The sequence below is a fragment of the Tunturiibacter gelidiferens genome (assembly GCF_014201335.1).
Taxonomy (GTDB): Bacteria; Acidobacteriota; Terriglobia; order Terriglobales; family Acidobacteriaceae; genus Edaphobacter; species Edaphobacter lichenicola_E.
Map to the genome: position 1 here is coordinate 26,373 of NZ_JACHEB010000004.1, position 14,033 is coordinate 40,405.

Below are 14,033 nucleotides of genomic sequence, written 5' to 3' on the forward strand. Positions count from 1 at the left end.
AGCCTAAACAAACTATTGTTTCTTGCCAAAAAGTTTCGAGAGTTTCTTCTTTATTGTCGCGGCGTTGCCTTTCATCAGGCCGTTCACGTCAGCGGTGATGACGGGCTCTTCTGCCGTGCCAGTGATGCTGATGGGGATACCAGTCGCAGTCGAAGGTTTGGCGGTGTCAGACGTGCTGTTTAGCTTTGTAAGGAGATTTACGCCGACCTTATTTAGACCTTTCGCGCTCGTAACCTTAGAGATCAAGTGGAAGTCGAGCGCTCCAGAGGGTGACACCGTGCCGCTGCCGGTAGACTCGCCGAGCGCAGGAAGGACCGAGTAAATCTTCGTGCTCTCGCTGCCTGATTTGGTGATGCGCACGTTGGCCCGGGAGATATCGATGACAGTGGTATCGCCAGTTTTGATGCCACCCAAAGCGGCGATACCAGCGATCTTGGAACCGAGGTCGTACCCTACCAATTTTGTATTTTTGATTTCATAGGAGCCAACGATGACGTTGTCTGTTGGGGAGCCCTTGATGGTGAAGTCGGCGGACAGTGTTCCGCCCTTGAGGGTGGCACCGTTTGGGAGCTTTACGCCGACGGCTGGCATAAGCGCCTGCAGATCATTGATGGGGACACTTTGAGCCAGCAGCTTGAGGTCGAAGACCGGAACGTTTGCGGCGAGTTGATAGTTGCCCTTGATGTGAATTGCAATCGCGCCGGTCTGAAAGACGAGATCGGAGACTTGGCCACTGTTGCTTCTGAGTGAGTGGACAACCTGATAGCTGACATCAATAGGGTACGGAGCTGCCTTGCCTCCCTTGAGGAGGATGAGCTGTTCAGCGTGGACTTTGCCGTCGCTGGTGACATTTACGCCGTCTGAGGCAATGTGCGCATCGAGGCCGCCGATCATGGAGATCCCGGCCGCTGGGTCAACATAACCGGCGGCGACAGGGTCGAGATGCTGAATTTTGACCTGTGTGTTGAAGGTGGTGAAGGCGGCGTCTTGCGGATTGATAGGCCCGACGGTTCCCGAGACTTCTACCTTGCCGTCGCCGGGCAGCGAAGCACTCACCGTAAACGGAAAGGCCTGGCCTAAGGAGAAGTGCTCCAACTCGACGTAGAGATGGTCGTAGACCTGGGGATTTTTCTGCAAGGGCAGGGTTTCCATCTTGGCGTTGCCGTCTTTGATGGTTATCTGATCGACCGGGAGATCAGGCAAAGTGGTCGATCGAGTGGTGTTCAGAGAGTCTGTGCCGTGGCTCAGGGTAGAGAAATTCCAGGTTCCATCCTCGGCGCGGATCAGATGGATTTGGGGGGCATCGACCTCGAAACTTCGCACGAGCAGCTCATGGTGGAAGATCAGTGGCTTCATCTGAACGCCAATGTGCAATCGTTTCGCAGTAAAGAATGGAGTCTGGCCGAACTTAGGATCTTCGGCTATGGCGAGATCGTTCGCTACTAGGCTTCCTTTCATGACGGAAAGGCTCAAATCGCCGAGGGTGACCTTACGGGAAAGTGCTGCGCTGAGCCTACTCTCGACGATAGGACGAAACGTGTTGGCGTTCACGAAGAGGGGCACGGCCGCCGCTACGACTATCGGTAGTGCGCTAGCTGCAGCCAAAACGATCTTGACCGATTTCTTCACGAATCCTCCGTTGTGGCAAAGCCGCACCCCATTGTCACCGACTTTCCTCACCTGAAGGGTTTGATTGGCGGGAAAAGGTTAAAGACAATCCCGCTCTTGCCGGAAAGGTTCGACCAAAATCGAACTTCGGGTGGTCAGAATTAGTCCTGAGAAGCCGGCTTCCTCGAAGGTAATGCCGTTATTTCCGCAAGAAGGGGTGATCGGCAGCTTTCACTATAGACTCTGACAATTGCGTGGACTGACGTGACTCAAGCATCGATCTCTAAACTCCCCGCGCCCGTTCGATCGCCCTTACCACCGCTCGCGCCTTATTCACAGACTCCTCAAACTCCTTCTCTGGAACCGAATCTGCCACGATCCCCCCGCCCGATTGAAAGTGCCCCTGCCTGCCGTTCATGAATAGTGTCCGAATCGCGATGCAGGAATCCAGATTCCCGCTGAAGTCTGCATAGAGAACGCTGCCGCCGTAGACTCCGCGCCGTGCCGGCTCCAGCTCTTCGATGATCTCCATCGCTCGGATCTTCGGTGCGCCGCTGAGCGTTCCGGCAGGGAAGCAGGCGCGAAACGCATCCAGCGCCCCCAGCTCCGAACGCAGGGTGCCTTCCAGCGCACTCACCAGATGCATCACATGGCTGTACCGCTCCACGAACATCAGATCCTTCACCTTCACCGACCCAAACTCACTCACCCGTCCAACATCATTCCTCCCGAGGTCGACCAACATAATGTGCTCGGCCACCTCCTTCTCATCCGCGCGCAGATCAGCTTCCATTGCGCGGTCCTCCACCTCATCGGCACTGCGCGGACGTGTCCCTGCAATTGGTCGATACTCCACCTCGCGCCCGTGCACACGCACAAGCAGCTCAGGCGAAGACCCCACGATATGTGCAAGGTGCCCCTTCTTCGCGGTCTTTTCCTCCAGCCCGAAGCGCAAAAAATACATGTAGGGCGAAGGGTTCACGATGCGGAGTGCTCGATAGATTTCAAACGCATCGACTCCAGGGACACAATCGAACCGCTGCGAAATAACACATTGAAACACGTCGCCAGAAGCGATGTACTCTTTCGTCTTCTCGATGGCCTTCAGAAACGCAGCCTTCGGAGTTCTCGAGGTTATTTTGAGCTTGCCTTCCGGCCGATTCTTCTTTCGGATTGGCAGCGCACTCGCCAAGCGTTTTTCCATCTTGTTCAGCCGACGCACGGCCCGTTCGTAGGCGCCTTCGCGAGGCTCTCGCGTCAGGTCCGCCGTCACCATCAGGTGAATCTCCTTCTTCACGTGATCGAAGGCCAGCACCTGGTCGAAGAACATCAGGCATGCGTCCGGCACTCCGAGCTCATCCTTGGCCAGCGAGGGCAACTTCTCAATCTGCCGCACGACGTCGTAAGCAAAGAACCCAACCGCACCTGCCGTAAACGGAGGCAGACCCGGCAATCGCGCCGGAGTGTGCCCACTCAGAGCCCGCTTTAGCTCCTCAAAGATATCTCCGTCGAACCTATGCTCGCGCCGTCCTTCGCGAACCGTGATGCGTGTTCCCCGCGCCGTCATCTTTTTGTAGGGTTGGATGCCGATGAAGGTGTAACGACCGACATGCTCGCCACCTTCGACCGATTCAAGCAGAAACGCCTCTGGCTCTTCCGATGCGATGCGCAAAAACGCCGAAACCGGAGTTTCGAGGTCTGCCGTTACTGTCCGATAAACGGGCACCAGCGAATGGTTACGACTTAGTTTCAGAAATTCGCGAGCGGGGGGAAGGGAATTGGAGTCGAAAGAAGGCATAGCTACATCCATCATAAATGCAGGTTTATCCGTGTTTAATGTCCGGCGGCCTACTCTTGACGACAGTGGCTCCTCCCCCATCCGTTCGATTGCACATCGTCGTTCGACGAGCCTATACTCCTCGAGTTTGGCCACAGACCGGTCTGGCACAAGCTTATCCTGCTTCCAGTGAGGCAAAACGATGGCCGGAGAATCGCTGATACCAGCAACAGAACAAAGGACAGTAAAAATGCAGACCCTTACGCTCGAGCAGGAGACTAATCCCTGGGAAGCCCAGGCCGCTCGGTTCGACTTCGCCGCACAAAAACTCAATCTCGATCAAGGCATCTGGAAGGTCCTTCGGTACCCCTCCCGCGAACTCATCGTTCACATCCCCGTAGGCATGGATGACGGCTCTATCGAAGTCTTCACCGGCTATCGTGTTCAGCACTCGGTTGCCCGCGGCCCCGCAAAGGGCGGCATACGCTACTCTCCAGACGTCTCTCTTGACGAAGTTCGCGCTCTAGCCTCCTGGATGACCTGGAAGTGCGCGGTCGTTAATATCCCCTTCGGCGGAGCCAAAGGCGGCGTCATCTGCGATCCCAAAAAGATGTCCCAGGGTGAACTCGAGCGCATGACTCGCCGTTACACCGCCGAACTCATCGAATTCATTGGACCGGAAAAAGATGTTCCCGCACCCGACATGGGCACCGACGAGCAGACCATGGCCTGGATCATGGACACCTACTCCATGCACATGCGTCAGACCGTCAATGCCGTTGTCACCGGTAAGCCAGTCAACCTCGGCGGCTCTCGCGGTCGCAAGGAAGCTACTGGCCGTGGCGTCTCCGTTGTCTGCGACGAGGCGATGAAGCATCTCGAGATGTCCATTGACGGATGCCGCGTCATCATTCAAGGCTTCGGCAATGTCGGCTCCAACTCCGCCAAACTGCTCGCGCAGAAGGGTTACACGATCATCGGCATCGCCGAGTACGACGGGGGACTTTACAACCCAAATGGAATCGACATCCCGGCCCTGATCGAGCACCGCAAGAATGCCGGCACCATCAACGGCTTCACCGAGGCCGAGGCCGCCGACAAACGCGAGCTGCTCACGTATAACTGCGAGATTCTTATTCCAGCAGCGACCGAAAATGTCATCACCAGTAAGAACGCCGACCGCATTCGCTGTAAGATCCTCTGCGAAGGTGCCAATGGCCCCACAACCACGGTGGCCGACGAGATCCTGGCTGACAAGCGAGTCTTCATCATCCCCGACATCCTCGCCAACGCCGGCGGCGTTACTACCAGCTACTTTGAATGGGTGCAGGACCGCATGGGGTATTTCTGGACTGAGGCCGAGGTCAACCAGCGCCTCGATAGCATCATGACGGAGAGCTTCAGCGACGTCGTGACCTACGCGCAGAATCACGGGGTCAACAACCGCATCGCCGCTTATATGCTCGCAATTGACCGCGTAGCTTACACCACCAAGCAGCGCGGTATCTACGCTTAACTCTTGAATCGCCAGAGTAAAAGAGGTAGCCCACGAGGCTGCCTCTTTTTATTTGCAGTAACTGCCGCTTCGATTTTCAGAGCAGCTTCTCCTTTACCGTGAGCTTTACTTTGACCGTCACGATGCTCGCAACCTGTCCGGCCTCGGTTCCAATAACTCGAATCGTATAGCTTCCCGGCTTCGTCCCGAGATCCGTGCAGGTTGCACATCCTGTTATCGAAGCAATTCCGAAGATCGCAACGACCGCAGCCAGCAGACTCTTGATCGCCCGTCTTCGCTTACCGGGTATGAGTATGACAATAAAAGCTGCGAGGGTCGTACTCGCAAACGGCAGACTGGCCGTCCTCGATTCGGAGTCCGCGACCGCGCATGATCGCGGAGGCATTACGCTCAGTTGCATCGTTGTCGTCCCGCCGCCTCCAGGAATCGTCTGTGTTTGAAACGCACACGTCGCCTCTGTCGGCAGATCTCCGCACGACAGCTGCACGGGTTTCGTAGATCCAACCTCAGGAATCACCGCGACTTGCAGGTTCACCGTTCCGCCCACTGACGTGGTCGTAGAACCAGTTACAGAAATATTGAACTTGTCAGTCGTCGTCGCAAGCGGTAGCACCGTTACCGTCACTGGTGCTGAGGTAGATCCTAGATGGGTCGCATCGCCCGAGTACGCCGCCGTCAACGTATGTGTCCCTACGGAGAATCCGGAGCCTGCACTCGGCGGGCAACTGGCCGCCTCCGTCACAGCAATCGTACAAATATTTGTTGTGCCATCGAAAAAAGAGATCGTTCCGGTCGGTGTGCTTCCATCACTCGCTGTGACCCGCGCAGCACCACTTACCACCTGTCCCAAGTAGATCGTCGATGGTGTCGAAAGGCTAAAGACTGCGATGGTTGGGATCTTCGGAACAGCAGTTGTCTTAATTCTGTTCAGTAACACTGTGATCCCGCCGTTGGTCACACCGCCGCTCACCGGTGTCGTTAGGCTCCTGATCGTGGCATTCGCGAGGACCGTACCGCCGTTCGCAATCACCAGATCCGTATATCCATCATTGTTTACATCGCCTGCCGAGATGGAGTTGATTCCCATTCCTGCCAGAAGGTGCTCTTCTTCACCAAAGACTCGTCCGCCCAGATTGTTCTGAACACTGACCACGTATCCGTCGCTCATGATCAGATCCGGACGTCCATCGCCATTCACATCGGCCACGGCCAGTTGGTAGAAGTTTCGCGACGGAGACATCACGACGGGAGCTTCAAAGCCCCCATCGCTGTTGCCGTACCAGATATAAATCGCGTTCGACGCAGCCGCCGTGGGATGAGCGTGATCGGCCTTGGAGTTGTCATACGCTACGATCACATCCTGATTGCCATCCCGATCGAGATCTTCGGTCATCGATGCTACCTGCACAAGACCAGCGACAAGCGGCGCTCCCGGAAGATTCACAACCTGAGGGCCAGGGGTCGCACTCACCTGTGAGGTCGTCGGTGTGGCTCCACCAGAGAACGTTCCATCTCCATTCCCGTGCAGCAGCAGCGCTTGCGAAGCCGCCACAGTCAAGATTGCATCTAGATTCTTCGAACCGCTGTACTCTCCCAAAGCTCCGCTCAGTGCAGGTTTCCCTGCCGCAAACGCGCGTGAGCTTCCAAGATTTCCATCCGCGTCTCCAAACAGAATCGCGATTCCTTCAGGCGAATCGACTGCCACATCGAGAACGCCATCGTCATTAAAGTCTCCAGACGCAAAGCTTGTTCTGCCCGGTCCCGCGTTATAGATCCCACCCAGCATCAGATTCAAGTCGCTCTTCTCCACCAACACGCTCATGCCTGCCGGAGTCGCCGTATAAAAGATGTGTTGTCCTGAGGCACCGGTTACCGCGACCAGACGTCCTCCTAGACCTGTCGTCGCGTCGGCGTTCCCACTTCCGCCCTCGGATTCTGCCGAAAAATTTCCATCTGCGTTTCCGTGAAAGATCTCGATCTGCCCATCGACGCCCTCCAATACAAGGTCGGGATGCCCATCGTCATCCAAATCCTGCAGCAGCATGCTCTGCGCAGCACTCGACCCCCCATAAAGTCCCGCAGGTGTCAGTAGTCCATCGGCCGAGCCAAGAAAAACATCTGCAACGCCACCTGTGACAGACTGAATGACCAGATCGGCGTGACCATCCCCATTCAAATCCGAAGTCATCATTGGCCCGACGCCATTCGGAAGTTGCGTTCCGACAATCTTTACCAAGATGCCGTTTTCGTCGCTTGTCAATGTGATCAACGAAGGGTTCGCAGCGTCTTCCACCAGCAGATCCATGTACCCCGTATCGTGCAGCTGCGCGCCCTTCACGTAACGGAACAGAGGTGCATTCGTTCCTAAAATTGCGAAGGTTCCAACCTCCTGTGCGGATGCAAATGTCCCATCGCCGTTCCCCAACGCCAGATACGCTTTCCCAAGCCCAACCGCACCCCACACCCATGCCAGGTCCGCGTGCCCATCATGATTGAAGTCTGCAACAGCAATCGACGCCCCCGCTGTCGGGATCGTCTGGCCGGCGGCGAAGGTTCCATCTCCGTTACTTAACAAAACATGAGTCGTCGATGCGGTGCGGGTAGCACCGTAATCGGTATAGATCAAGTCCGTCCTGCCGTCCCCGTTCAAATCTGCCGCCACAATCCCGGACGGCCAATTCCCCGTCGCGATCACCAAAGGTTGCTGAAATTGTTGGGCCATTGCAGCCATGGCCAGTAGGCTCAGAGCGCATACGGTGATTGTCTTGGGCAGAACGCTTCGCATCAGCATGTCGCACGCTCGAACTGTCTTCTCTATCGGCGTCTTTAGGCGAAGGTAGAGGGCGGCTCTGAGGGGAAAGGAGTTATGCAGGAACCACCGTCTTCAGCAGAGGTCAGTGGAGCTTTTAGGATTGTCTCGGCCAGCATGGGACTTCCCCTAAACCCTCCCAGCCGTCTCACCGATAACTCTCAAGAAAGTCTGGCTCTCTGCTGGACAACCTGAATCGTGACAAAGACATACCGGCGGGAGCGTCGGCTTGCTTTTCTCCATGGCATTCACGCCCTGCAACTTCCGGTCAGCGTGATCCTTTCCCACTTTCGCGCGTCTTACTGTGGCAGAATGCTATTGTCGGTGCCTCTGCCGCGAGCCGCGTAACCTCTCGATGAATCTGCCAAACTCCATTACGATGAGCCGTATCGCATGCGTCCCGCTGCTCATTTGGATACTCTCGCCCGCGTTCCCCTTTACCGTCGCTCACGGCGCGACGGGATTGCGTGGAGGCGAACAGGAGATCATCGCCAGCATTGTCTTCATCCTCGCCAGCATTACCGACGGTCTCGACGGCTATCTCGCCCGCAGACGCAAACAGATCACCACCATGGGCATGCTTCTCGACCCCCTCGCCGACAAGCTCATGATCACCGCCGCCTACATCATCCTGGTGGCTTACAACCCCCGCATCGTGCCACCCTGGATCGCGGTCCTGGTTATCGGCCGCGAGTTCCTGGTCTCTGGCCTGCGCAGCATCGCCGCGACGGAAGGCTTCACGATCGAAGCCAGTGAGATCGGCAAGCTGAAGACTGTCATTCAGATCGTCTCCGTCGTCGCGGCCATCCTCGCACACCGATGGGACTACTGGAACTGGGGCGGGTACATCGTCGGCGTTCACTTCATCGCCGTCACCGCCATCTACTGGATGACCATCGTCTCGATCATCTCTGCGGTCGACTACTTCATCGGCTTCTGGAAGAAGATCGACCACGCCTCCGACAAACGCCGCAAGCGCCGCAGTTTCGTCCTAAGCCGTAAGCCCAAACCGGTACCGCCAGCAGAGCATCCCTCCCGCATCTCCTAAGTTCTGGCGGAGTTGCAGTTGAACGAAAATTGATGTGGTCTGGATCTCGGGCCTGTGGCATACTGCTGGTGTTGGAGCGCCCTCCGCTCGACGCACGACCGGGCCTTGTTCTCGGATCGAATCGTCTCCAGCGAACAACACCTATCCGAGTCAATTGTGATGCTTTGCAGGCTTTGCTCATCAGCGAGGAGCCATGCCTCCCATTCCCTAAACCGCCTCTCGCGAGAGGCCCTGGAGAAGTCACATGTCTGACGAAATCATCGCCATCATCATTACTGTCGCCATCATCGGGCTCTTGTTCGCTTGGGCGCCATTCCTGAACTTTATCTGCCCACCGTGTGGCCGCTTCCTCGCACAACGTCGCATGGAAAAGGAAACGATCGAGAATAAGAAGATCAGGAAGTCATCCACTGTTGCTGCGATACGGCACTAAGAGGAGATTCGCACTTTACTGCAGGATTGGAATCCCCGCTATTCTACGTGACCACTCCTCGGGACCTGTCGTATGCACGCTGGTCCCCTTGGTGTCGACGGCCACGGTCACAGGCATGTCCTGAACTTCGAACTCGTAGATCGCTTCCATTCCGAGGTCCGCGAACGCCAGCACCTTCGAGCTCTTGATCGCTTTCGAGACCAGATACGCCGCGCCACCGATTGCAATCAGATACACCGACTCGAACTCGCGAATAGCATCGATTCCAGCAGGGCCACGTTCTGCTTTGCCGATCATGCCCAACAAGCCGGTCTCAGCCAGCATCTGCCGTGTGAACTTGTCCATGCGCGTCGCTGTCGTCGGCCCCGCAGGCCCAACGGCTTCGTCACGCACAGCCTCCACCGGCCCAACGTAGTAGATGAACCTGTTCTTGAAATTGACGGGCAGCTTTTCGCCTCGCGTCAGCATGTCAGTCATTCGTTTGTGGGCAGCATCGCGTCCGGTCAACAGCTTGCCTGACAGTAGAATGACCTCGCCGGGCTTCCATCTCTTCACATCCTCATGCGTAACGGTATTTAGATCGACCCGCCGTGCCGTATGGACGTCATACTCGAGCTTCGGCCACGCATCCAGTTTCGGCGGATCTACCATCACCGGCCCGCTTCCATCCAGCTTGAAGTGGAGATGCCGTGTCGCCGCGCAGTTTGGAATCATCGCCACTGGCAGGTTCGCCGCGTGCGTTGGAAAATCCATGATCTTCACATCCAGCACAGTCGTCAGGCCGCCCAGCCCCTGCGCGCCGATCCCCAACCGATTGACCTTGTGATACAGCTCAATTCGCAGCTCTTCGATCTTCGTCTTGGCCCCCCGAGCGATCAACTCCTGCATATCGATCGGGTCCATCAGCGACTCTTTCGCCATCACCATCGCCTTCTCCGCAGTCCCTCCAATTCCGATCCCGAGCATCCCCGGTGGACACCAACCCGCACCCATCGTCGGCACTGTCTTCAGCACCCAGTCCACCAACGAGTCGGACGGATTGAGCATCGCAAACTTGCTCTTCGCCTCCGAGCCTCCGCCCTTCGAGGCAACCGTTACGTCAACATCCCCGCCTCCCACCAGCTCCACCACCACCATCGCCGGGGTATTGTCCCCCGTATTTCTCCGCGTAAAGGCCGGGTCTTCAAGGATGCTCGGCCGCAACACGTTGTCAGCATTCCGCCAAGCTTCGCGCACGCCTTCATCGACCATCTCCTGCATCGTCATCATGCCACCGATGCCAGGTTCCCAGCGGACATCCATCCCCACCTTCACAAACGCCGTCACAATTCCCGTGTCCTGACAGATTGGCCGATGACCCTCGGCGCACATGCGGGAGTTGATCAAAATCTGCGCCATCGCATCTTTAGCGGCGTGGCTCTCTTCCATCTCGTAGGCTCGTGCCAGGTTCGTAATGTAGTCCACCGGGTGATAAAAGCTGATGTACTGCAGCGCATCGGCCACACTCCGGATAAAGTCGTCCTGCTTGATCGTCGCCATTACAAACTGCCTCCACGATGATTCCGCTACAGTATTTTACTTGCGCTTCAGCATCTCTGGCCTGAGGGAACCTTCGTGAACTCATGACCCAAGATCAACTCAGCCCAAAACAAAACGGGTGCAGCGAGATCTCTCGCCACACCCGTCCCAAAAATCAACGACCTCTTACTTGATCTTTCCGAACCGATACACAATACCGACGTTGACGCCAAAGTTGTTCTGGATCGTGCTCTGCGGCCCATGCGTCAGATCCAACGGATCGAGCCGAAAGAAAGTCGCCAGGTACGTCGGAGAAACTCGGAACGCGATATTCGGGTAGAAGTTGTAGTCGAAGTTGGCGCCCAGGGCGAAGGCAGGCTTGGTCGCGTCCTGCCACACCCCGATATCTTTCGACTGAAAGCCTTTGGCGTCACCGTCAAACTTGCCCAGTGCAGCTCCGCCCTCGCCGGTCACCGTCACCGCGATCTTCTCTTTCGCGTACACCCGATATGCCACTCCGCCCAGGAATGGATACTGCGAGATCTGCGGATTGAAGGGAAGGGTAACGGGCGAGCCAAGATTATTCGCGATCTTCGCGTTTCCATACGCGCCGCGAACCTCGCCGATAATACCCAGCTTCGGATTGAGGAAGTATGTCCCCGTCATCCAAAACGTGACCTCATTGTTCCTCTGCAGTAATGAGCCAGACTTGAACCGCATGTAGCCGCCACCCCCAGCGACTTCATATCGATGGTCGTACGTCTCTGCTGTCGTCCTCGCGATGCGGGCCTTGCGATTGGCGCTCGACTCCCGTCGCGTCCTATGCGTTACCTGTGCCTGTACAGCAACTGCCCCGCTGGCCATCAACCCCGCCAGCAACAATCCTGCAACCTTCTTTACACTCGACCTGAAACCGAACATCAACGATTACTCCTGCACAAGCTTGGCTTTGCTATTGTGGAACTTAAGACCTGCTGGCTGGAAACCCAACTGCGGCCATCCCCTTATTAGAACATCCGCCGCGCCTCAAAGCGGCCCTCACCCCGAAGGAGTTTCCTCAAGATGGCGAAAAAAAGCAGCAGCGGCGGCGGTTTTGGCAAGGTCTTTCTCGGTTTTCTGCTGGGAATCGTGACCGTCGCCCTGGGACTTTTTGCCTATCTCAAGTTCGGCCCGCTACCGGTCGCCGTTGCCGACGCGCCGCTCCCCTTCGAAAAGCAGATCGTCGGGCTCCCTCTGGATGCACGCATCGAGCGCGAGTCCAAGGCCGCTCCATTCGGTATCAGCGAAGATGTCTTCGAATCGGGAGCACACATCTATCGCGCTCAATGTGCCAGCTGCCACGGCACTCCCGGCCGCGATGTACCGTTCGCCAAGGCAATGTTCCCCACCGCGCCGCAGCTCTGGAAAAAGCACAAAAATAGCGACGTCGTCGGCGTCAGCGATGACGAACCCGGGGAGACGTACTGGAAGGTGGCCAACGGCATCCGTCTCTCCGGCATGCCGTCGTACAAGCACGTGCTCTCCGACACTCAAATGTGGCAGGTCAGCCTGCTTCTCAAAAACGCTGACAAAGAGCTGCCCGGCCCAGTCGCCCAGATCCTCGACTCGCCGACTCCTTAAACAACATTCACACGCACTAAGGGTCCAGCGCATGGGCGCGAAACGTCTCGCGCCCATGCAGCCACGCTACTTCAGCGTGTAAGTCACACCGGTCACGAATTGGAAGCTGTTGTTCTTATACCCAAACGCCGGATTGCTCAGATAGTTATCCTGCAGATCGAGATTGAGGCTGAAGCGTTTGTACGTGGGCAGCAGCAATCCAGCCTCAAAGATAGCGGAATAGATGCTGGGATCGTTCCATGCCGGGATAAACGTCCCGGACTCTGTGAACAGTATCTTGTGCGGCAGATTGCGATGATACAGCTCTGAGAAACTCGATCCAATCAGATCGTTGCTCGTCGTAGGAGGCACGAAGTTCTGTCGTTCATAGTGAATATCGGCCTTCACATCGAACTCCTGAACCGGTGTTTTGATCACCGTATAGCCGATACCAGCGCCGTAGATCTGTTGCAGGTTCAGTCCTTGCGCGAAGTTGTGATCGTACGATAGCCCTACCAACCCGTAAAGCCGCGGCGTGAAGTACTTATCGTGCTCAGCGTCTGCGTGGAAGATATTGGTCTTCGCTACGGAGTCCGGCGTCGGAGGGTTCGTTTGCGGAACCGTGGGCTGAGTCAATTTGCCGTAGGTCTCCAGCACATCGATAGTGTCGCGGGTCCGTGGCGGCAGAAACGAAACGGAAGGAACGAGCCGTATCAGGTTGAGTGCCGCAGTGAACGTCTCTCCCGTGTTCGTCGATTCGACCAACGTCACTCCCCCGGTCACTCCTCCTGTCCAGTCCTGGAAAATTCCCGGATTTCCGGAAACCTCCTTGGTGTAAGTCGCGTCATCGATGAGGGCGGCAAGATCCTTCACCGGAACCGTTTCAACGGTGCTGGAAGAGGTATCATCCGACAGGGCGATCACGCTGTCCTGATAGGTAATCGTTGCCGGCTTCTTGGAGGTGCGGGTGACCTCTTCACCGTTCCTCAACGCGACGAACTTCCCCGCGGTGTGCAGCTCCTTGATCTTGTCCGCAGTCACAGTGATCTCGCCAACCACGTCGCTCTTAAAAACGAAGGAGTCGCCGGTCGCTCGCTCCAGCGTGCCCGTCAACTGATCGCCATTGGTAAACACGATGACATCGGGACTCGGTTTGGCCGCAGGGCTCTGGGCCCATGCCTGCGGTGCCACGTGTAACAGGGTGCCGGTGATCAGGCTCAAGACAAACAGACTGTGCCACTTACCGCGCCTGCTGCCAGGGGTAGTTTCGTAGTTTGGGCTCATCCGTTAAAAATAGCCTAGCCTGTGGGGAAGTCGAGGAACTTCCGAGGTAAATATTGCAACCGGTTGTTCGTGTCATTGAAAAGTGTTGCGTCTCTTCGGGTTTTTCAGACCCCGAAGAGTCTGTCTGCCAGGCCGATTGCTGCGTCGCACCGACTCCTCCTGCCCCACCACAGTGCCGATCTCGCCAGGTCAGAAAAAAGCCAACCGAGTAGACCTCTGACTGTAAACTCCACGATCCGCGTCTCTTCGGGCTGACCCGATTGGTGCGACCACTCGTCAAACCTGGCGAAGTGAAGCTTCACGAGAAACCTCTCGCACAGAAAATAGTGCACCTCCTCGGAGAAGAAAGTGTTGCCAATCGTACTTCAATAGGCATACTATCCGTTTCGGTTCGGCGGAGTTTGCGACAAATGGCATACTTCTCAGGGCCAAGAAACCTAT

Annotated in this window: 10 protein-coding genes; 4 read left to right on the plus strand and 6 right to left on the minus strand. The window is 56.6% G+C overall.

What is annotated here, in order from left to right; genetic code table 11:
• Positions 1-12: 12 nt before the first annotated feature.
• Both HDF14_RS08940 and trpE read right to left on the minus strand, forming a co-directional pair.
• Positions 13-1,629, minus strand: a complete 1,617-nt coding sequence (locus HDF14_RS08940; protein ID WP_183975658.1) for an AsmA family protein — start codon at positions 1,627-1,629, stop codon at positions 13-15.
• 262 nt (positions 1,630-1,891) lie between these two features.
• The gene (gene trpE / locus HDF14_RS08945) at positions 1,892-3,406 is read right to left on the minus strand and encodes an anthranilate synthase component I (RefSeq protein ID WP_183975660.1); all 1,515 of its coding nucleotides are present in this window, start codon (positions 3,404-3,406) and stop codon (positions 1,892-1,894) included.
• Between the two features lie 229 nt (positions 3,407-3,635).
• On the opposite strand from trpE, the gene HDF14_RS08950 reads away from it, so the two are divergent.
• Positions 3,636-4,901, plus strand: a complete 1,266-nt coding sequence (locus HDF14_RS08950; RefSeq protein WP_183975662.1) for a Glu/Leu/Phe/Val family dehydrogenase — start codon at positions 3,636-3,638, stop codon at positions 4,899-4,901.
• 76 nt (positions 4,902-4,977) lie between these two features.
• Here the strand turns inward: HDF14_RS08950 and HDF14_RS08955 are convergent, their stop codons facing one another.
• On the minus strand, positions 4,978-7,692 hold the full coding sequence (locus HDF14_RS08955; protein WP_183975664.1) for an FG-GAP-like repeat-containing protein: 2,715 nt from the start codon (positions 7,690-7,692) through the stop codon (positions 4,978-4,980).
• Between the two features lie 373 nt (positions 7,693-8,065).
• On the opposite strand from HDF14_RS08955, the gene pgsA reads away from it, so the two are divergent.
• Positions 8,066-8,758, plus strand: a complete 693-nt coding sequence (gene pgsA, locus HDF14_RS08960) for a CDP-diacylglycerol--glycerol-3-phosphate 3-phosphatidyltransferase (protein ID WP_183975666.1) — start codon at positions 8,066-8,068, stop codon at positions 8,756-8,758.
• 244 nt (positions 8,759-9,002) lie between these two features.
• Positions 9,003-9,191 (plus strand): hypothetical protein, encoded by a 189-nt coding sequence (locus tag HDF14_RS08965; protein WP_183975668.1) that lies wholly within the window; start codon positions 9,003-9,005, stop codon positions 9,189-9,191.
• Positions 9,192-9,206: 15 nt separating this feature from the next.
• On the opposite strand, the gene HDF14_RS08970 is transcribed toward HDF14_RS08965, so the two are convergent.
• Both HDF14_RS08970 and HDF14_RS08975 read right to left on the minus strand, forming a co-directional pair.
• Entirely contained in the window at positions 9,207-10,730 is a 1,524-nt protein-coding gene (locus HDF14_RS08970; protein WP_183975670.1) for a fumarate hydratase, read from the minus strand.
• 165 nt (positions 10,731-10,895) lie between these two features.
• Complete coding sequence (locus HDF14_RS08975; protein ID WP_183975672.1) at positions 10,896-11,630, minus strand: outer membrane beta-barrel protein; 735 nt, start codon at positions 11,628-11,630, stop codon at positions 10,896-10,898.
• Between the two features lie 141 nt (positions 11,631-11,771).
• On the opposite strand from HDF14_RS08975, the gene HDF14_RS08980 reads away from it, so the two are divergent.
• A complete protein-coding gene (locus tag HDF14_RS08980) occupies positions 11,772-12,329 on the plus strand; it encodes a c-type cytochrome (protein ID WP_183975674.1) in 558 nt (185 codons plus the stop codon).
• A gap of 66 nt (positions 12,330-12,395) precedes the next feature.
• Here the strand turns inward: HDF14_RS08980 and HDF14_RS08985 are convergent, their stop codons facing one another.
• Positions 12,396-13,592, minus strand: a complete 1,197-nt coding sequence (locus HDF14_RS08985) for a DUF481 domain-containing protein (RefSeq protein WP_183975676.1) — start codon at positions 13,590-13,592, stop codon at positions 12,396-12,398.
• Positions 13,593-14,033 lie beyond the last annotated feature (441 nt).